The sequence below is a fragment of the Streptomyces musisoli genome, from assembly GCF_016741855.1.
GTDB lineage: Bacteria > Actinomycetota > Actinomycetes > Streptomycetales > Streptomycetaceae > Streptomyces > Streptomyces musisoli.
On sequence record NZ_JAERRH010000003.1, the window covers coordinates 41,621 to 60,707 of the forward strand.

General features: G+C 72.8%; 18 protein-coding genes. 9 read left to right on the top strand and 9 right to left on the bottom strand.

Annotation, left to right across the window (positions count from 1 at the left end; translation table 11 throughout):
• Nucleotides 1–60: 60 nt before the first annotated feature.
• Nucleotides 61–1,650, bottom strand: a complete 1,590-nt coding sequence (locus tag JK361_RS08375) for an MFS transporter (protein ID WP_201815077.1) — start codon at nucleotides 1,648–1,650, stop codon at nucleotides 61–63.
• A gap of 336 nt (nucleotides 1,651–1,986) precedes the next feature.
• Between JK361_RS08375 and panB the strand changes: the two genes are divergently transcribed.
• From panB to JK361_RS08390, 3 genes are all read left to right on the top strand, one after another.
• Nucleotides 1,987–2,853 (top strand): 3-methyl-2-oxobutanoate hydroxymethyltransferase, encoded by an 867-nt coding sequence (gene panB, locus JK361_RS08380; protein WP_201815078.1) that lies wholly within the window; start codon nucleotides 1,987–1,989, stop codon nucleotides 2,851–2,853.
• Between the two features lie 455 nt (nucleotides 2,854–3,308).
• Nucleotides 3,309–4,334, top strand: coding sequence for an ATP-binding cassette domain-containing protein (locus tag JK361_RS08385; protein ID WP_201815079.1), 1,026 nt, complete (start codon nucleotides 3,309–3,311; stop codon nucleotides 4,332–4,334).
• Entirely contained in the window at nucleotides 4,331–5,152 is an 822-nt protein-coding gene (locus JK361_RS08390; RefSeq protein WP_201815080.1) for an ABC transporter permease, read from the top strand. Before JK361_RS08385 ends, JK361_RS08390 begins: the two co-directional genes overlap by 4 nt.
• A 13-nt stretch (nucleotides 5,153–5,165) precedes the next feature.
• Here the strand turns inward: JK361_RS08390 and JK361_RS08395 are convergent, their stop codons facing one another.
• Both JK361_RS08395 and JK361_RS08400 read right to left on the bottom strand, forming a co-directional pair.
• Nucleotides 5,166–8,423, bottom strand: a complete 3,258-nt coding sequence (locus JK361_RS08395; protein ID WP_201815081.1) for an ATP-binding protein — start codon at nucleotides 8,421–8,423, stop codon at nucleotides 5,166–5,168.
• Between the two features lie 14 nt (nucleotides 8,424–8,437).
• Nucleotides 8,438–8,935, bottom strand: a complete 498-nt coding sequence (locus JK361_RS08400) for a DUF6578 domain-containing protein (RefSeq protein WP_236052699.1) — start codon at nucleotides 8,933–8,935, stop codon at nucleotides 8,438–8,440.
• Between the two features lie 107 nt (nucleotides 8,936–9,042).
• Here JK361_RS08400 and JK361_RS08405 point away from each other — a divergent pair, with 107 nt between their 5' ends.
• Nucleotides 9,043–9,846, top strand: a complete 804-nt coding sequence (locus JK361_RS08405; protein ID WP_201815083.1) for a site-2 protease family protein — start codon at nucleotides 9,043–9,045, stop codon at nucleotides 9,844–9,846.
• Here JK361_RS08405 and JK361_RS08410 read toward each other — a convergent pair.
• The 3 genes from JK361_RS08410 to JK361_RS08420 form a co-directional block, all read right to left on the bottom strand.
• Nucleotides 9,836–10,021 (bottom strand): hypothetical protein, encoded by a 186-nt coding sequence (locus JK361_RS08410; RefSeq protein ID WP_201815084.1) that lies wholly within the window; start codon nucleotides 10,019–10,021, stop codon nucleotides 9,836–9,838. The genes JK361_RS08405 and JK361_RS08410 overlap by 11 nt on opposite strands.
• Before the next feature lie 74 nt (nucleotides 10,022–10,095).
• Nucleotides 10,096–10,800 carry an NADPH-dependent F420 reductase gene (npdG, locus tag JK361_RS08415; protein WP_201815085.1) on the bottom strand — a complete coding sequence of 235 codons (705 nt, stop codon included), beginning with the start codon at nucleotides 10,798–10,800 and terminating at the stop codon, nucleotides 10,096–10,098.
• Nucleotides 10,801–10,837: 37 nt separating this feature from the next.
• Nucleotides 10,838–11,911, bottom strand: a complete 1,074-nt coding sequence (locus JK361_RS08420) for a sialidase family protein (protein WP_201815086.1) — start codon at nucleotides 11,909–11,911, stop codon at nucleotides 10,838–10,840.
• Nucleotides 11,912–12,018: 107 nt separating this feature from the next.
• On the opposite strand from JK361_RS08420, the gene JK361_RS08425 reads away from it, so the two are divergent.
• Together JK361_RS08425 and JK361_RS08430 are read left to right on the top strand one after the other, a co-directional pair.
• Nucleotides 12,019–12,615: a hypothetical protein gene (locus JK361_RS08425; protein ID WP_201815087.1), complete on the top strand. Its 597-nt coding sequence runs from the start codon at nucleotides 12,019–12,021 to the stop codon at nucleotides 12,613–12,615.
• 258 nt (nucleotides 12,616–12,873) lie between these two features.
• Nucleotides 12,874–14,154, top strand: a complete 1,281-nt coding sequence (locus JK361_RS08430; protein ID WP_201815088.1) for an MFS transporter — start codon at nucleotides 12,874–12,876, stop codon at nucleotides 14,152–14,154.
• Nucleotides 14,155–14,310: 156 nt separating this feature from the next.
• Here the strand turns inward: JK361_RS08430 and JK361_RS08435 are convergent, their stop codons facing one another.
• Entirely contained in the window at nucleotides 14,311–14,544 is a 234-nt protein-coding gene (locus tag JK361_RS08435) for a hypothetical protein (RefSeq protein ID WP_201815089.1), read from the bottom strand.
• A gap of 58 nt (nucleotides 14,545–14,602) precedes the next feature.
• On the opposite strand from JK361_RS08435, the gene map reads away from it, so the two are divergent.
• Together map and JK361_RS08445 are read left to right on the top strand one after the other, a co-directional pair.
• Complete coding sequence (map, locus tag JK361_RS08440; RefSeq protein ID WP_201815090.1) at nucleotides 14,603–15,460, top strand: type I methionyl aminopeptidase; 858 nt, start codon at nucleotides 14,603–14,605, stop codon at nucleotides 15,458–15,460.
• 149 nt (nucleotides 15,461–15,609) lie between these two features.
• A complete protein-coding gene (locus tag JK361_RS08445) occupies nucleotides 15,610–16,257 on the top strand; it encodes a biliverdin-producing heme oxygenase (RefSeq protein WP_201815091.1) in 648 nt (215 codons plus the stop codon).
• A 57-nt stretch (nucleotides 16,258–16,314) separates the two neighbouring features.
• Here JK361_RS08445 and JK361_RS08450 read toward each other — a convergent pair whose 3' ends face one another.
• Together JK361_RS08450 and JK361_RS08455 are read right to left on the bottom strand one after the other, a co-directional pair.
• Nucleotides 16,315–16,995, bottom strand: coding sequence for a PhzF family phenazine biosynthesis protein (locus tag JK361_RS08450; RefSeq protein WP_201815092.1), 681 nt, complete (start codon nucleotides 16,993–16,995; stop codon nucleotides 16,315–16,317).
• Nucleotides 16,988–17,443 (bottom strand): hypothetical protein, encoded by a 456-nt coding sequence (locus JK361_RS08455; protein ID WP_201815093.1) that lies wholly within the window; start codon nucleotides 17,441–17,443, stop codon nucleotides 16,988–16,990. The genes JK361_RS08450 and JK361_RS08455 overlap by 8 nt, the downstream gene beginning before the upstream one ends.
• A gap of 492 nt (nucleotides 17,444–17,935) precedes the next feature.
• On the opposite strand from JK361_RS08455, the gene efeO reads away from it, so the two are divergent.
• Complete coding sequence (gene efeO / locus JK361_RS08460) at nucleotides 17,936–19,072, top strand: iron uptake system protein EfeO (protein ID WP_201815094.1); 1,137 nt, start codon at nucleotides 17,936–17,938, stop codon at nucleotides 19,070–19,072.
• Nucleotides 19,073–19,087 lie beyond the last annotated feature (15 nt).

A 19,087-nucleotide genomic window follows, 5' to 3' on the forward strand; every position in this document is an offset into this window, starting at 1 on the left:
CACTGTGTCGCGGGGATTGTCCCGCAACCGCCTCCCTCCCCCGTGGAATCGCTCGCGGACTCAGTCCGCGGCGGCGACCAACTCCTGCTCCTTCTCGCCCTCCTGGCCGGCGGGCGGCCTGCCCGGCAGGAACAGCGCGGTCACCACGGCGCCGATCAGCGCGACGCCCGTACCGCACAGGGCGGTGACGTGCATGGCGTGCAGGAACGCGTCGTTGGCGGGGGTGACCAGGGCCTTCCCCTGCGGGCCGAGCTTCTCGGCGACGCCGAGGGTGGCCTCGATGGACTCCCCGGCGGTGCCGCGCAGGCCGGGCGGCAGCATGCCGAGCTTGCCCTCGATGCCGTTGCGGTACGAGGTGGCGAGGACCGAGCCGAGGACGGCGATGCCGAGGGCACCGCCCACCTGGCGGAAGGTGTTGCTGAGCGCGGAGGCGGAACCGGCCTTCTCGCGGGGCAGCGCCTGCATGATCACGACCGAGGTCGGCGTCATGATGTGCGCCATGCCGGTACCCATGAGGAAGAAGACGACCTCGAGCAGCCAGATCGGGGTGTCGGCCTCGAAGGCGGCGAAGGCGGCCAGGGTGGCGGCGACCAGCAGCAGGCCGGCGGTGGTGGTGGCCCGGTAGCCGAACCGGTCGACCAGCAGCCGGGCGCGTGGCGCGAAGATCAGCTGGGCGGCGGCGAGCGGCAGCATCAGCACACCGGACTCCAGCGGGGAGTACCCGCGCACGCTCTGGGTGTAGAAGACGCCGAAGAACGTGACGCCCATCAGCGCGAAGAAGACCAGGGCGATGGCGCTCATGGCGGCCGAGAAGACCTTGTTCTTGAAGTAGGTGACGTCGAGCGAGGGGTGGTCGCTGCGCTTCTCGAAGACGACGAAGCCGGTCAGCACGGCGAGGCCGGCGACGATCGTCCCCAGCACCTTGGCGTCGGTGAAGTCGGCCAGCTCGCCGCCCTTGATGATGCCGTAGACCAGCAGCACGAGGCCGACGACGGACAGGACCACGCCGACGGGGTCGAGGCGGCCCGGCTTCGGGTCGCGGGAGTCGGGCACCAGCCAGGCCATCAGGACGAGCGCGAGGATCACGATGGGCACGTTGATGAGGAAGACCGAGCCCCACCAGAAGTGATCGAGGAGCGCGCCGCCGGTGATCGGGCCGATGGCGATGGCGAGGCCGACGCCGCCCGCCCAGATGCCGATGGCCTTGGGCTGCTCCTCGCGCTCGAAGACGTTCATGAGGACGGCGAGGGTGGCGGGCATGACGAAGGCGGCGCCGAGGGCCATCAGCGCGCGGAAGGCGATCAGCTGGGCCGGCGAGCCGGACTCGGCGGCGAGCGCCGAGCCGATGCCGAACAGGGCGGTGCCGCCGATCAGGACCTTCTTGCGGCCGAGCCGGTCGCCGACGAGTCCGGCGGTGAACAGCAGACCGGCGAAGACGAGGGTGTAGGAGTTGATCGCCCACTCGATCTCGCTCTGGGTGGCGCCGAGGCCGACGGGGGCCGGGGTCGCGATCGTCTTGATGGCGACGTTCAGGATCGAGTTGTCGAGCACCACGATGAGCAGGCTCAGCATCAGGACGCCGAGGATCGCCCAGCGGCGCCGGTGTACCGCTTCCGGTATTCGGGGGGAGGCATGGACGGGACTTGTCATGCGTCCGAGGCTACGAGCATTTCGATACGGTACCGTCTCGTATCTTATTTCTTTACCAAGCCCTTACTCGCCCCTGTCCGGGGGCGGGGACCGGGCCGTGGGGAGGGACTGGGCCACGGGCGGGGACCGGGCCGCGGGCGGGGACCGGGCCGTGGGGAGGGACCGGGTCGCGGGCTGGGACCGGGTCGCGGGCTGGGACCGGGGTGCGGGCTCGTGCCGGACCGCGGGCGGGGATCACAGGGGGTCCCCCTGGTCCTGGTCGGCACGAAGTGCCACCATGGACACGATCCGGGGACGCCGTCAGGGCGCCTCGAGATGACTGAAGGAGCCGTTGCCATGACGCAGCTTTCGGCTGCCCAGAACAAGCCTTCCGACGGCAGCAAGGCGCTGTACGGGGGGAAGGGCACCCGCCGCATCACCGTCCGCGACATCGCCCTCGCCAAGGAGCGGGGCGAGAAGTGGCCCATGCTCACCGCCTACGACGCGATGACCGCGTCCGTCTTCGACGAGGCCGGGATCCCGGTGATCCTGGTCGGCGACTCGGCGGGCAACTGCCACCTCGGGTACGAGACCACCGTGCCCGTCACCCTCGACGAGATGACCATGCTGTCGGCGGCCGTCGTACGCGGCACGCAGCGCTCCCTGATCGTCGGCGACCTCCCCTTCGGCTCCTACCAGGAGGGCCCGGTGCAGGCGCTGCGCTCGGCGACCCGGCTGGTGAAGGACGCCGGGGTCGGCGCGGTCAAGCTGGAGGGCGGCGAGCGCTCGCACGAGCAGATCCGGCTGCTGGTGGAGTCCGGCATCCCGGTGATGGCCCACATCGGCCTGACCCCGCAGTCCGTCAACGCCATGGGCTACCGCGTGCAGGGCCGCGGCGAGGAGGCGGCGCAGCAGCTGCTCCGGGACGCCAAGGCCGTGCAGGACGCGGGCGCGTTCGCGGTGGTCCTGGAGCTGGTGCCGGCGGAGCTGGCGGCCGAGGTGACGCGGGTGCTGCACATCCCGACGGTCGGTATCGGTGCCGGGCCTCAGACGGACGCGCAGGTGCTGGTGTGGACCGACATGCTGGGGCTGACGTCGGGCCGGGTGCCGAAGTTCGTCAAGAAGTACGCGAATCTGCGTGAGGTCATGGGGAACGCGGTGAAGGAGTTCGCGGAGGACGTCGTCGGCGGGACGTTCCCGCTGGAGGAGCACTCCGTCCACTAGGCCATTGCGGCAACACCCCGACAGCCCCGCCGATCTTCCCCCGTCGGCGGGGCTGTCGCCTTTCCGCACCCGCTCCGGCGCCTCACGTCCGGTCCGGCGCCTCACGCCTCGTCCGGCGCCCTGCGCCTGTTCCGGCACCTCACGTCCGGTCCGGCGCCCTGCGCCTGTTCCGGCACCTCACGTCCGGTCCGGCGCCTCACGCCTCGTCCGGCGCCCTGCGCCTGTTCCGGCGCCTTGCATCCGGTCCGTCGCCCCTGCGCCTTGCGCTTGCTCCGGCGCCGCTCTCGCCGACGTGACGGCCCGTCGGCGTGGCCCCCGGCCGACGGCCGCGGTGCTCGTCGGGCATGTACCGGTGATGCCGCGTCGCGGTCTCGTCGGCGATGTGTCGGTGGTGCCGCGGCCCCTGTCGGTGGCCTGTCGGTGGTTTGTCGGTGGGGGCTGTCATTGTCTTGGCCATGACGCGAATCGACGACAACCCCGCCGGCGGACGCTCCGCCGTGACCGTACGGGGGCTGGTCAAGCACTACGGCGAGACCAAGGCGCTGGACGGTGTCGACCTGGACGTGCGCGAGGGCACCGTGATGGGTGTCCTCGGGCCGAACGGCGCCGGCAAGACCACCCTCGTACGCATCCTGTCCACCCTGATCACCCCGGACGCCGGCCAGGCCACCGTCGCCGGATACGACGTCGTCCGGCAGCCCCGGCAGCTGCGCCGGACCATCGGGCTCACCGGCCAGTACGCCTCGGTGGACGAGAAGCTCCCGGGCTGGGAGAACCTGTACCTGATCGGCCGGCTGCTGGACCTGTCCCGCAAGGACGCCCGGGCCCGCGCCGACGAACTGCTCGAACGGTTCTCGCTGACGGAGGCCGCCCGGCGCCCGGCGGGCACCTACTCCGGCGGTATGCGGCGCCGGCTGGACCTGGCCGCCTCGATGATCGGCCGGCCGGCCGTGCTGTACCTGGACGAGCCGACCACCGGCCTCGACCCCCGCACCCGCAACGAGGTGTGGGACGAGGTGAAGGCGATGGTCGGCGAGGGCGTCACCGTGCTGCTCACCACCCAGTACATGGAGGAGGCCGAGCAGCTCGCCTCCGAGCTGACCGTGGTGGACCGGGGCAAGGTCATCGCGAAGGGCGGCATCGAGGAGCTGAAGGCCCGCGTCGGCGGGCGGACGCTGCGGGTGCGCCCGGTCGACCCGCTGGAGCTGCGCCCGCTCGCCGGGATGCTGGACGAGCTGGGTCTCACCGGGCTCGCGGCCACCACCGTGGACACCGCGACCGGGACCCTGCTGGTGCCCATCCTGAGCGACGAGCAGCTGACCGCCGTCGTCGGCGCGGTCACCGCGCGCGGCGTCACGGTCTCCTCCATCACCACCGAACTGCCCAGCCTGGACGAGGTGTTCCTGTCCCTCACCGGCCACCGTGCCAGTGCCCCGCAGGACACCGCGCCCGCCGACGACCGCCAGGAGGTCGCCGTATGAGTTCCGCAACCCTGTCCCCGGCCGCCACGAAGACCGACACGCCGATCCCGCTGCGGTCCCACCTGCGGCACACCGGCGCGCTGATCCGCCGCAACCTGCTGTGGATCCGGCAGGACCCGGAGTCGATGTTCGACGCCATCCTGTTCCCGGTCGTCTTCACCCTGCTGTTCGTGTACGTCTTCGGCGGCTCCATCGGGCAGTCGCTCGGCGGCGGCCAGGACCGGTACGTCCAGTACGTGATCCCCGGACTCCTCGCCATGATGGGCATGAACATGGCCCAGGGCGTGGGCACCGGCTTCAACCAGGACTTCAACTCCGGTGTCATGGACCGCTTCCGCTCGCTGCCCATCGGGCGCGGCTCCGTCCTCTTCGCGAAGATCGCGGTGGAGATGATGCGGATGCTGTTCGCGAGCGCGGTCCTGCTGGTGGTCGCCCTCCTCGTGGGCTACGACGTCCACAGCTGGAGCGGCCTGCTGGCCTCCGTGGCGCTGTCCGCGGTGTTCGGCTCGGCGCTGATGTGGGTGTTCCTGACCCTCGGCGTGATGATGAAGAGCGCCCAGTCGGTGCAGGCGATGGGCTTCCTGGTGCTGATGCCGCTCCAGTTCGGCTCCTCGATCTTCGCGCCGACCGCGTCGATGCCCGGCTGGCTCCAGGCGTTCACCGACTACAACCCGCTCTCCTCGCTGGCCGACAGCGCTCGCGCGCTGATGGAGGGCGGCACGGATGCGCACGCCCTCTGGGTGACGCTGATCTGGTCGGTGGCGCTGACCGCGGTCATGGCCCCGGTCGCGGTCCACAAGTTCCGTACGAAGAGCTGACGTTCTGAGCCGGTCAGACCAGGGCGGTGGCCTCCGCGAGGGAGAGGCCACCGCCCTCGGCGTACGCGGCCGCGTAGGAGCGTTCGTCGAGCCGCTCCCGGATCCGGGCCTCGGTCAGGTCGAGGCCGCGCCGCTCCGCGGCCGAGGGCACATGGCCGGCCGGCAGCAGCGCGTGCGCGGCGGCCAGACAGCGGGCGCCGTCGGCGGCCCGGCCGCCGCCGTCGGCGTCGGCCAGGGCCATCGCGGCGGCGGAGAGGCAGAGGGAGTGCTGGTGCGGGTTGATGGCCTGGGTCAGCGGGTCGGCGGCGAGCCGCAGTGCCTTGCGGATCCGGGACAGGGCCTCCTCGGTGCGCCGGTCCAGGGCGTCCAGCCAGCCCTCCTGGCAGAGGATCACGGCGTCGAAGACGACGAAGTGCGCGAGCGCGCCCTCCTCGCGCAGCAGCCGCAGCTGTTCGCGGGCCTCCGCGGTGCGGTCGGTCAGGGCGAGCCAGGCCGCGAGGTGGAGCCGGGCGGTGGGCATCGCGTCGTTGAGGCTGCCGTCCTGGCCGGCGATGACGTCCCGGAGCATCCGCTCGCCGCGTTCGCTCTCGCCGGCCTCGATGAGCACGTTGCCGAGCCGGGCGCGCAGGACGGCCACCTGCGCGGGGGCGCCCAGGCGTTCGGCGTGGCCGATGGCCGCCTGGTAGTCGGCGGCGGCCTCGTGGCAGTCGCCCTTGCGTTCACGGGCCTCGCCGCGGGCGGACAGGGCCTCGGTGGTGCCCCAGTTGTCGCCGAGGCGGCGGTAGATCTCCAGGGATTCGTCGGCGTCGCGGGCCGCGTCGCCGGCCCAGGCGGTGCGGTTGGCGAACAGCCCGGCGCGCATCTGTAGCGCTCCGGCCAGCTCCCACTCGTAGCCCGGGGTGTCCCGGGAGGTCTGCACGGCGGCGTCCACGATGGTGCGCAGCAGGTCGACGCCCCCGGTGAGCAGCACGGCGAAGAACCACAGCAGGCCGGGCGTCCGGCAGGTCTGCGGCATGCCGGGTTCGTAGACCCGGGTGATCGCGCGCAGCTTCGCCTGGGACGCGGGGTTCTGCCAGGCCTGCATCTCGGTGTCCATGCAGGCGAGGTGGGCCAGATGGATCCCGCGCCGGGCCTCGGCGAGGACCTCGCCGGTGTACGGGGGCGGGGTGTCGGTGCAGCGCTCCCACACCGGTTCCGCGCGGCGGACCGGTTCGGCGAACGGGTCGGGGCCGAGCGCCATGACGTCCCGGCACCAGTTGCGGGCCTCGACCCGCTGGTCGCGCATCTGCCAGAACCACAACAGGGAGTGGATCAGGCACAGGCCCTCCTGCTCGTCGCGGGCGTCGACGGCGTGCCTCAGGGCGGTGCGCAGGTTCTCGTACTCCAGCTGGAAGCGGTCGATGGCGGCACGCTGGTCGGGGCCGCGCAGCAGCGGGTCGGTGGTGCGGGCGAGTTCGCGGTAATAGGTCAGGTGGGCGCGTTCGGCCTCGGTGCGGTGGCCGGTCTCGGCGAGCCGTTCGGCGGCGTACTCGGAGACGGTCTCCAGCAGCCGGTAGCGCATGCCGCCGTCGGCGGCCGGGGCGGCCACCACGAGGGACTTGTCGACCAGGGAACCGAGGGCGTCGAGGGCGGCCGGCCCGCACACGGCCTCGGCGGCGGCCAGGTCGCAGCCGCGGGCGAAGACCGACAGCCGGGCGAGGACGTCCCGTTCGCCGTCGTCCAGCAGGTCCCAGGACCAGTCCACGACGGCTCTGAGGGTCTGCTGGCGGGGCAGCACGGTGCGGCTGCCGGAGGTGAGCAGCCGGAAGCGGTCGTCCAGCCGGTCGGCTATCTGGCGGGGGGTCAGCATGCGCAGCCGGGCCGCCGCCAGTTCGATGGCGAGCGGGAGTCCGTCCAGGCGGCGGCAGATCTCGGCGCACGCCTGGGGGTCGTCGTCGACGCGGAAGCCGGGGCGGGCCGCCGCGCCCCGGTCGGCGAGCAGCCGGAGCGCGACCGGCTCGGGCAGCGGCTCCACCGGACGCACCCGTTCCCCGGGTACGCCGAGGGGTTCGCGGCTGGTGGCGAGGACGGTGAGGTCCGGGCAGCGGGCCAGCAGGCCCTCGGTCAGCCGGGCGGCGGCGTCGACGACGTGCTCGCAGTTGTCCAGGATGATCAGCATCCGGCGGCGGGCGCAGTGCTCCACGAGCCGTTCGAGGGGGTCGCCGTGCCGGTCGGCGACCGCGCGCATGCTTTCCACGCCGGCGCCGTGCAGCACGGTCTCGCGGGCGCCGATCGCGGTGAGCACGGCCTGCGGTACGGCGTCCGGGTCGCTCACGGGGGCCAGCTCGGCGAGCCACACCCCGTCGCGGACGGTGTGCCGTACCGCCTCGGCGGCCTCCTGGGAGAGCCGGGTCTTCCCGGCGCCGCCGGGGCCGAGCAGGGTGACCAGGCGGGCACCGGCGAGGTCGGTGCCGATGTCCTCGATGTCGGCCTCCCGGCCGACGAAGGAGGTGAGCCGGGCGGGCAGGTTGCCCGGGCCCGCGGCGGGGAGCGCGTCCGCCGGTTCCTGGTGCAGCAGCTCGGCGTGCAGGGCGCGCAGTTCCGGTCCCGGGTCGGAGCCGAGCCGGTCCGCGAGCAGGCGGCGTACGTCCTCGTAGGCGGCGAGCGCCTGGGCCGGGCGGCCGGCGTCGCGCAGGGCGCGCAGCCGCAGCGCCTGGAGGGGTTCGTCCAGCGGGTGGTCGTCGCACAGGGCGGTCAGTTCGGGCAGCGACTGCTCGGCTCCGCCGAGGGCGAGGGCGGCGGTGTGCCGGGCGCGCAGGGCGTCGAGGCGGCGGGTCTCCCAGCGGGCCGCCTCGGCGGTGTGGTCGGGCAGGTCGGCGAGGGCGGGCCCGTGCCACAGGGCGAGGGCGTCGTCGAGGAGGGTGGCGGCCTTGGCGGGGTCGCCGTCGGCGAGGGCGGTGAGGCCGTCGCCGGTCAGCCGCTCGAAGCGGGTGAGGTCGACGTCCTCGGGCGGGGCGGTGAGCCGGTAGCCGCCGTCGGCCGAGGCGACGGCGTCGGCGCCGAGGGCCCGCCGGAGCCGGCCGACGAGTGCCTGGAGCGCGCCGGCGGCGTCGGCGGGCGGATCGGCGCCCCACACCTCGTCCACCAGTACGGCCGCCGGCACGGTCCGGCCGGGCCGGAGGGCGAGCACGCTCAGCAGGGCGCGCAGCCGCGCCCCGCCGACCGGGACGGCCGTGCCGTCGGGGCGTATTGCCTGGGTGGTGCCGAGCAGCCGGTATCGCACGGGGTCCATTGTCTCCGGAGTGGTCAGTGGGGGTCACGGGGCTGCTGCGGTGTGCCGTCCGGGACGTCGGGGGTGACGTCGAGGGTGGCGAGGACGCCGATGGCGCGGCGGACCCGGAACGGCACCTGCCGGGGCGGTGGCTCCTCGTCCTCGAACGCGTCGAACCACTTCGGGCAGTCGTCGACGGGTTCCAGGGTGTGGGCGCCGGGCACCGGCTCCATCCGGCGTCCGGTGCCGCGCAGGACGAGGGTCCCGGGTTCCGGGACGGGGTGCGTCACGGCGAGCGGGTCGTGGTGGGCCAGGTACTCCTGGTGCACCAGGTCGATGGCTCGGACCCGGCCGGTGGTCTCGTGCTCGGGGCCGCCGTGGTTCTCCACCCATGCCCCGGCGCCGTAGTACTCGCCCCGCGGGGCGAGCGCGTCGACGGCGACCAGCCGCCAGGCGACCTCGTCGCCGACGGCGAAGGGTGTGCCGCAGCACTCCATCTGCCAGTCCTCGTAGAACACCCTCGTCCGTGTCATTCCCCCACCCTCCTGGAACCGGACGGGCACCGCGAGACGTTTTCCCCTCGCGTCGGCGGCCGGTACGGTCGCAGTCCCGACCCTTCCGGCCGTACAGGAGTCCGACCATGACCACCGCCACCACCCGTCACGGCGACCGCCAGGTCAGTCCCGTGTTCGTCGGCATTCTCGCCGTGACGGCGGTGACCGGCTGGGCCACCTGGAGCGGGTTCGCCGCGCAGCCGGGCATCGCGGTGTTCCTGTTCGTGACGGCGGCCTGGATCGTCTCCCTGTGCCTGCACGAGTACGCGCACGCGCGCACCGCCCTGCACAGCGGGGACATCACGGTCGGTGCGAAGGGCTACCTCACGCTGAACCCGCTGAAGTACACGCACGCGCTGCTGAGCATCGTGCTCCCGGTGCTGTTCGTGATCATGGGCGGGATCGGGCTGCCCGGCGGCGCGGTGTTCATCGAGCGGAACCGGATCCGGGGCCGCTGGCGGCACAGCCTGATCTCGGCGGCGGGGCCGCTGACGAACGTGCTGTTCGCCGTGGTGTGCACGGCCCCGTTCTGGCTGGGCGCCCTGGACGGCGTGCCCGCGGACTTCCGGTTCGCGCTGGCGTTCCTGGCGCTGCTCCAGGTGACGGCGGCGCTGCTGAACTCCCTGCCGGTGCCGGGCCTGGACGGCTACGGGGTGATCGAGCCGTGGCTGTCGTACAAGGTGAAGCGCCAGGTGGAGCCGTACGCGCCGTTCGGCCTGCTGTTCGTGTTCGCGCTGCTGTGGCTGCCGGCGGTCAACGACGCGTTCTTCGACGTGATCGACGCGATCATGCGCGCGATGGACGTGGACTACTTCTCGCAGTACTGCGGGCAGGACCTCTACCGGTTCTGGCAGGACACCAACGAGTACTGCTCCGCGGTCAGCTCGTGACGGACGGGCCGCGGGTCGCCTTCTCGCGCTTGACGTAGTACCAGGTCATGTTGGACGACAGGCCGGCCAGCAGCACCCATACGACGCCCAGCCAGCTGCCCCGGGTGAAGGAGACGACGGCCGCGGCCACGGCGAGGACGCAGACGGCGAGGGTGTAGAGGGCGATGCGGGGCATGATCGGTCGGCTCCTGTCGGGGACACTGCTCGGAACTGCTTCGCCGACCAGTGTCCCCCATCGCCCCCGGCGGCTCACACGTCGGTGACGCGGAGCCCGGCGTGTGCCTTGTACCGGCGGTTGACGGAGATCAGGTTCGCGACCAGCGACTCGACCTGGTGGGCGCCTCGCAACCGGCCCGCGAAGACGCCGCGCATGCCGGGGATGCGCCCGGCCAGCGCCTGCACGATCTCCACGTCGGCGCGGTCCTCGCCGAGCACCATCACGTCGGTGTCGATCCGCTCGATCTCCGGGTCCTGGAGCAGGACGGCCGACAGGTGGTGGAAGGCGGCGGTGACCCGGGAGTCCGGCAGCAGGGCGGCGGCCTGCTCGGCGGCGCTGCCCTCCTGCGGCTTGAGGGCGTAGGCGCCCTTCTTGTCGAAGCCGAGCGGGTTGACACAGTCCACGACGAGCTTGCCGGCCAGTTCGTCGCGCAGCGCCTTCAGGGTGTCGCCGTGGCCGTCCCACGGTACGGCGACGATCACGATGTCGCTGCGCCGGGCGGTCTCGGCGTTGTCGGCGCCCTCGACGCCGTTGCCGAGTTCTTCGGCGGCGGCCCGGGCGCGCTCGGCGGAGCGGGAGCCGATGATCACCTTCTGGCCGGCCCGGGCGAGCCGGTGGGCGAGGCCCTTGCCCTGCGGTCCGGTGCCGCCGAGCACGCCGACGACGTGTCCGGAGACGTCGGGCAGGTCCCAGGGGTCCTTGGCGGGGGCCTTCTGTGCGCTGTCGGTAGAGGTCATGGCCCGACTCTACGTCCGTGGCCGGCACGGCACCGGCTCAGGTGAGCCGGTGCACGGGGACCCGGCGGAAGGTGATGGTCTCGTAGGGCCCGAAGTCGCCCGTCTCGTAGAGCAGTCCGACCGTGTGCGGGTCGACGCGGACGAGGTCGGAGTAGGCGGCGGGCAGCCCGTCGGCGGTGAACGCGGTGCGCCAGGTGGTGCCGCCGTCGGTGGAGGCGCGGATCGTCATCAGGGCGCGGGCGGTGGGGTCGGCCGGGGCGGAGAAGAGGAGCAGGTCGGGGTCGCGGAGCTGGAGCACGGAGGCCTCGCAGACCGGTGCGGTGAGTCCGGCCTGCGGACGGAAGGGCTTCACGAGGGTCTGCCCGCCGTCCTCGGAGTGGGCGTCGGCGCGGTTGCCGGGGGACGGCGAGTCGTTGCGGGTGTTGAAGTAGACGCGGCCGCCGGGGAGTTCGGCGGCGGTGGTCTCGTTGACGTTGACGTATCCGTCGGTGTTCTCGTCCAGGTAGCCGAGGTACCAGGTCTCGCCGCGGTCGTCGCTGAGCAGGCAGTGCCCGCTGTTGTACCTGGCCTCGGCGCCGGTGTCGGTGCCGGTCGGGGGCAGGGTGTGGTTGGCGGGGACGAGGACGCGGCCGGAGGTGAGCTGGAGGGCGTGGCCGGGGGTGGTGGCGTACCAGCGCCAGCCGGGCTTCTTCACCTGCGCGGTGATCTCCCTCGGTGCGGACCAGCCGGCCCCGTCGTCGTCGCTGTGCTGCACCCACACCCGGCGGCCGTCGGCGTCCCCGACCTGTCCGCGCAGGATGGCGGCCTCGGTGGCCGAGGCGGCGGCCCGGACGTGCACGAGCAGGATCCGGCCGGTGTCGAGGACGACGGGGGCGGGGTTGCCGGCCAGGTTCCCGCCGTTGCTCGCGGCGACCTGGAGCGGGCCCCAGGTGCGGCCGCCGTCCGTGGACCGCTTCTGCACGATGTCGATGTGCCCGTGGTCGGCCGCGGAGTCGACCCGGCCCTCGCAGAAGGCGAGGAGGGCGCCGGACCTGGTGGCGACGACGGCGGGGATGCGGAAGCCGGCGTATCCCTCGTGGCCCGCGCGGAAGGGGACGGTCACATCGGTCATCGGGCGGCTCCTCACGATGTGTGGCTGGGTCGTCACCATCCCCACGTCGGGCGAATTCGGGGTGAACTCCGGGTCACGAGTGTCCGGTTGCGGCAGGATGCGGTCGCATGGACGCCGTACGGGTCGCATGGCTGCGGGAAGTGCTCACCGGGACGGAGTGGCTGGGGGCCACCCGGAGGTTCGCGGGGGTGCTGCGCGGCTCGGTGGTGGCGCACGGGGGCGGACTGCTGCTGGTGGGCACGCCGGAGTACGAGCCGTGGCACCTGGCGGCGCACCTGGTGGACGAGGCGGCCTGGTCGGGCACGCCCGAGCTGGCGCCGACCCTGGTACGGCACGACGCGCGGCCCGGCGATCCGGCGCATCTGGCGGTCGGGCCGGGCCGGATCGCGGCGGCGCGGCGCGGTGAGACGCTGCTGGTCGTGGCGCCCGAGGAGCCCGAGCCGCTGCTGGAGCGGGTCCACTCGGCGCGGCGGGCCGGGGTCACGGTGCTGGCTCTGGGCGCCGGCGGGGGCGAGCTGGCGGCCATGGCGCACGACACGCTGGCCGTGCCGGAGGGGGCGGAGCTGGACCTGGACACCGTGCAGCACCTGGTGAGCGCGGCGGCGGGCGAGAACGCGGGCTCTCCGAGGGGGCGGCGGGGTTTCCGTGACCGGCTGTCCCGGCTGGCGGAGGCCCTGATGGCCCCGCCACCCGCCCCTTGGTGACCTTGGATACCGGCCTGGCGGGGACGGGCGGGGCGTGGGCGGGGCAGGCGGGCGTCGGCGTGGCGGGGGCGGGCGGGACGTCGGTGCGGCGGGACGGGCGGGACGTCGGTGCGGCGGGGGCGGGCGGGACGTCGGCGTGGCGGCACAGGCGGGACGTCGGCGTGGCGGGGGCGGGTGGGGCGTCGGCGTGGCGGGGCGGGCGGGGCCGTGGGGAAAAGCGGTTGCCGTGTTCTCTTCGGCGGCCGAGCATGGCCCCTTGTGCTCCGCGATATCCTCCCCGACCTCTCCCCCTGGAAGGCCTCGGCCGACTTCCGCCGGCTGTGGAAGTCCGGGCTGATCAGCAACTTCGGCAGCTTCCTGACCTTCGTCGCGCTGCCCGTCCAGCTGAAGGAACTCACCGGCTCGGCGGCGGCCGTCGGCGCGATCGGCGCCGTGGAGCTGCTTCCGCTCATCGTCTGCGGCCTCTACGGCGGCGCCCTGGCCGACGCCCTGGACAAGCGGAAGCTCATCGTGTGGACGGAGGCCGGCCAGGGCCTGCTCAGCGCCGTCCTGCTGCTGAACGCCCTGCTGCCGCACCCCGCGGTCTGGCCGCTGTACGCCGTCGCCGCCCTCTCCTCCGCCCTGGTCTCCGTCCAGCGGCCGGCCCTCGACTCCCTGTGGCCGCGGATCGTCGCCCACGACGACATGCCGGCCGCCGCCTCGCTGAACTCGCTGCGCTGGACGGTCGGCGGGGTCGCCGGCCCGGCGGTCGCGGGCGTGGTCGTGGCGTACGCGGGCCTCGGCTGGGCCTTCGCCGCCGATCTGCTGACCTTCGTGCTCTCGCTGGCGTACATGGCGCGGATCGCACCCTCCCCCGCCGCCGAGGAGGCCGCGAAGCCGGATCTGAAGGCCGTCGCGGAGGGCGCCCGGTACGCGTGGAGCCGCAAGGAACTCCTGGGCACCTACGCCGTCGACCTCGCGGCGATGTTCCTGGCCATGCCGCTCGCCGTGCTGCCGTTCCTCGCCGACGACCTGGACGCCGAGTGGGCGCTCGGGCTGATGTACGCCGCCCTGCCCGCGGGCGCCCTGGTGGTGAGCCTGACCAGCGGCTGGACCTCGCGGGTGCACCGGCACGGCCTGCTGGTGGTGCTGTCGGCCGCGGGGTGGGGCCTGGCGGTCGCGGCGGCCGGTGTCTGCGGGAACGTGTGGCTGGTGCTGCTGTTCCTCACCGTCGGGGGCGGCTTCGACATGGTCAGCGGCGTCTTCCGGGCGGCCATGTGGAACCAGACGATCCCGGACGAGCTGCGTGGCCGGCTCGCCGGGATCGAGCTGCTGTCGTACTCGGTCGGCCCGCAGCTCGGCCAGGTCCGGGCCGGCGGCCTGGCCGCCTGGGCGGGCGTCCGGGCCTCCGTCTGGTCCGGCGGCCTGGCCTGCGCCGGCGCGGTGGGGCTGCTCGCGCTGTGCCTGCCGGGCCTGATGACGTACGACGCCCGGACGAACGAGCACGCGGTACGGATGCGCGAGCGGCGCACGGCCTCCGCCGTGACCGCCGAGGTGTGACCCGGCGTCCGCCGGCCGGCCGGGGCGGTGGGCGGACATCGTGAACGCCGAGGTGTGACCGGCGTCCGCCGGCCCGTCGGGACGGATGGGCGGGCGCCGTGACCGCCGAGGGTGTGACCGGTGCCCGGCCGGCCGGGACGGGCGGGTGCGGAAGGATCAGTCCTCGTCGGCGTTGCCGCGCGCGGAGGTGTCGTGCCAGCGCGGGTCGTTCTCCCACTGGAGGTTGCGCTCGGCTGCGGTCTCCATCGCGTGCCGGGCCTCGTCCGGGGAGGCGTACGGCCCGAAGCGGTCCTTGCCCGGGCAGTCCGGGCCCTCCTCGATCTTCCGGTGTTCCAGGCAGTAGTACCACTCGCCGGGCTTGCCGGCGGTGCGCTTCTTGAACAGGGCCATGGACAGCTCCTCTCGCCACCGACATGTTCCCCCATGTCCGCTCGATAGACTCGCTGGCATGTCTGGCCAGTCGCTGCTCGTACCAGGGGAGCTCTCCCCCACCCGTTCGGTTCCCGGAAACATCCGCCGCCCCGAGTACGTCGGCAAGCCCGCGCCGACGCCGTACACGGGCCCGGAGGTGCAGACCCCCGAGACGATCGAGGCGATGCGGATCGCCGGCCGAATCGCCGCCAGGGCGATGGCGGAGGCCGCGAAGCTCATCGCGCCCGGGGTCACCACGGACCAGCTGGACAAGGCCGCCCACGACTACATGTGCGACCACGGCGCCTACCCGTCCACGCTCGGCTACCGCGGCTTCCCGAAGTCGCTGTGCACCTCGGTGAACGAGGTCATCTGCCACGGCATCCCGGACTCGACGGTCCTCAGGGACGGCGACATCGTCAACCTCGACGTGACGGCGTACATCGGCGGTGTGCACGGCGACAACAACGCCACCTACCTCGTGGGTGACGTGGACGAGGAGTCGCGGCTGCTGGTGGAGCGCACGCGCGAGGCGCTCGACCGGGCGATCAAGGCCGTCAAGCCGGGCCGGCAGATCAATGTCATCGGCCGGGTCATCGAGTCGTACGCCAAGCGCTTCGGCTACGGCGTGGTCCGGGACTTCACCGGCCACGGCATCAACTCGTCGTTCCACTCCGGGCTGATCATCCCGCACTACGACAGCCCGCACGCGACGACGGTGATGCAGCCGGGCATGACGTTCACGATCGAGCCGATGCTGACGCTGGGCACCCACGAGTACGACATGTGGGACGACGGCTGGACGGTGGTGACGAAGGACCGCAAGCGGACCGCGCAGTTCGAGCACACGCTCGTGGTGACGGACTCCGGAGCGGAGCTGCTGACCCTCCCCTGACCTGCCCACCCGCCCGCCCTCGACCTCGAAGAGCCCGCTCCCTGACGGAGCGGGCTCTGTCTTGTACGCTTTTACCGACAGGGCGTCGGTAAAGTTGCCGACACGAGGTCGGCAAGGCGTCGACTGAGGTAGACCCAGAGGATGTGTTCATGGACTCCTTCTCGTCCCTGATCCGCACCGCGTCCCACGCCCAGCACGTGGAGGCGGAGACCTCGACGTTCATGGGCGACCTGCTCGGCGGCCGGCTCGGCGTCGACGCCTACACCCGCTACACCGAGCAACTGTGGTTCGTCTACGAGGCCTTGGAGAGCACCGCCGGGCGGCTGGCGGCGGATCCGGTGGCCGGGCCGTTCATCCGGCCCGAGCTCTTCCGGCTGCCCGCGCTGGAACGGGACCTCGCGCACCTGCGCGGACCGGACTGGCGGGCGGGACTGAGCGCCCTTCCCGCGACCCGGGCGTACGCGGACCGGGTGCGGGAGTGCGCCGAGCACTGGCCCGGCGGTTATGTCGCCCACCACTACACCCGGTATCTCGGCGACCTCTCCGGCGGCCAGATCATCCGGGACAGGGCGGAGAAGACGTGGGGCTTCGCGAAGAAGGGCGACGGGGTCCGGTTCTACGTCTTCGAGGGGATCGCCAACCCGGCCGCGTTCAAGCGGGGTTACCGGGAACTGCTGGACGGGATCGGGGCGGACGACCTGGAGAAGCAGCGGATCGTGGCCGAGTGCAGGGCCGCGTTCGCGTGGAACACCGGGGTGTTCCGCGCCCTGGGCGAGGAGTTCCCGCTGTCGGCGTGAGCGGTCGCCGCGCGGCGGGAACCGCACCCCGGCACGGCCCCGCGCAACGGGAGGCGCTCAGCGCTCCAGGAACACCCGGCCTCCGACCTCCACCCAGCCGTGCGGCTGCGGCGCGGTGAGGATCTGGGAGCCCCGGCCCTGGGTGATGTTCAGGGCCCGGCCCAGCTGGTCGGTGAGCAGCAGCGCCGCCGCACCGGTCGCCTCGTCCTCCTCGGTTCCCCCGGCGCGGCCGGGGAAGGCGCGGGCGCGGACCCGTCCTGCCGCCTCGTCCTCCCAGGCCCAGGCGTACAGCCCCCGGACTTCGTCCGAGGGGACCCCCGTCTCGCTTCGCTCCCCCGGCGGCGGCACCTCCAGCGCGTCCACCTCGGCGGCGCTCGCGTACCGGCGCAGGGTGTGCGGCGGCGCCCACTCCGCGCGGGCCTCGATCCAGCTGAACTCGCCGTCCAGCCGGACCCCGACGACCCCGGCCGGCGTGACCAGTTCGGGCACGTCGAGCAGCCAGGCCGTGCCCACGCAGGGGTGACCGGCGAACGGCAGACGCCGGGTGGGGGTGTAGATGTCGATCACTCCGCGCTCGGGGTCGTCCACGAACACGGTCTCGCTGAAGCCGAGTTTGGCCGCCAGCTCCTGCCGGTCGCTCCGCTCGGGCAGTACGGACCCTTCGCGGACGACACCCAGCTCGTTGCCGTAGCCGCCGCTGGGCCCGCAGAAGACGCGGAGTACGTCGTAGTCAGTCACTTGGGCATTCAAACATCGCGGTCCTCGCCAGCGCCTCCCAGGCGGGGGCGCCGCCGGGCAGCGGCCAGGTGCGGATGCCCGACGGCTCGTACGGCAGGCCGGCCAGCACGTCGCCGTAGCGCTCCTCCATGACCGCCCGCACGGGTGTTCCGTCGGCGTCCTCCAGCCACCGGGCGTACCGGTGCACCCAGCCGGCCGCGGACCGCATCCGCGAGGACTCGATCGGCGGCAGCGGCGAGCGGTAGCCGTCCAGCCGGTGCAGTCGCAGGTCGCGGCAGCACCCCTCGCCGGTGAGCGCACCGAGCAGCAGGGGCCGCCCGCCCTGCCGCAGTACCGTGAGCCGGCCGTCCCGGGCGGTCTCGAACCGGAGCGGAGCGGGGCCGGGGCGGTCCCGGACGTCCAGGACCAGGCCGTCCGGCCCGAGCGGTTCCCTCGGCGCGCGCGTCATGCGGGACATTCTCCGCGCCCCGTCCCCCCCGTTCGGCCACGGGATTACGCCGGTGCGTCCGCGCGCCGGGACAGGGCGCACGCCGGTGACATGGTGGTGGTCGCGTGCACGGCCCCGCTCTCACCGACGCGCACGCGCACCGGGTGGCGCTTCCGTGCGCCGGTCGTGCCGCGACGGCCGGACCTCCGGGTCGGTCCTCGCCGGGCGGCCGGACCTCCGGGTCGGTCCTCGCCGGGCGGCCGCCGCCGCAGGCCCACGGTCCGCCCGCCGACGTGGTGTCGCACCCCCGCACGGGCCGGTTGCCGGTGCCCCCGCACCGCTCCCTCATGACCTCGCCTTTACCATTCCTTGGGATCTGTTTTTGGCCGCCGAGATCAAGCCGTGCCTGTGACGTTCCCGTGAGAGCTGAATCACTGACCGCACGGGTATCGGTGAGGTAAGCCTCATGTAAGTTAGGCCAGCCTCACCAGACCAGATCCGCTTGGAGCCTGCATGCGAGCCGTCCGACTGACCGTCACCGCCGCCGCCACCGTGGCAGCTCTGACCGCCCTCTCGGCCTGCACCGCGAAGAGCGATGCCGAGGACGGCGACGCCATCCAGGTCACGGCCGCCGACTCGAAGTGCGACACCTCCGCCAAGTCCGTGCCGGCCGGCCACGTGACGCTGAAGATCGAGAACAAGGGCTCGAAGGCGACCGAGGTCGAGATCCTGTTCCCCGACGACCGGATCGTCTCCGAGAAGGAGAACATCGGACCGGGCACCAAGTACACGCTCACCGCCGAGGTGAAGGCCGGGGCGTACGAGATCGCCTGCCGTCCCGGCATGAAGGGCCACGGCGTCCGGCAGAAGCTCACCGTCACCGGCGGCGGCACCACCGCCAAGCGCGACCCCAAGCTGGACGAGGCCGTCGCCGACTACCGCCAGTACGCCCAGGACCAGGCCGACGAGACGCTGCCGAAGGTCGAGGCCTTCGTGAAGGCGGTCAAGGCCGGCGACCTGGACGCCGCGAAGAAGGCCTACGGCATATCCCGCCTCGGCTGGGAGCGCACCGAGCCGGTCGCCGAGTCCTTCGGTGACATCGACCCGAAGGTCGACGTCCGCGAGGACGGCCTCGAGGACGGCCAGAAGTGGACCGGCTGGCACCGGCTGGAGAAGGCGCTCTGGAAGGACAAGAAGATCGGCGCCGAGGAGAAGGCCCTCGCCGACCAGCTGGTGAAGGACCTCAAGGACTGGCAGGGCCGGGTCGGCAAGGCCGAGATCACCCCGACCTCCATGGCCAACGGCGCCAAGGAGCTGCTGGACGAGGTCGCCACCGGCAAGGTCACCGGCGAGGAGGACCGCTACGCGCACACCGACCTGGTCGACTTCAAGGGCAACGTCGAGGGCGCCCAGAAGGCGTACGAGCTGCTGAAGCCGGTCGCCGCGAAGAACGACCCGGCGCTGGCCAAGGAGCTGGACGAGCAGTTCGCGGCGCTGGACACACTGCTCGACAAGTACCGCAAGGACAAGACGTCGTACGACTTCGTCTCCTACGACAAGGTCACCAAGGAGCAGCGCAAGGAGCTGTCGGACGCGGTGAACGCGCTCGCCGAGCCGCTGTCCAAGCTCGCCGCCGCGGTCGCGAAGTAAGCAGGGGGGACAGGG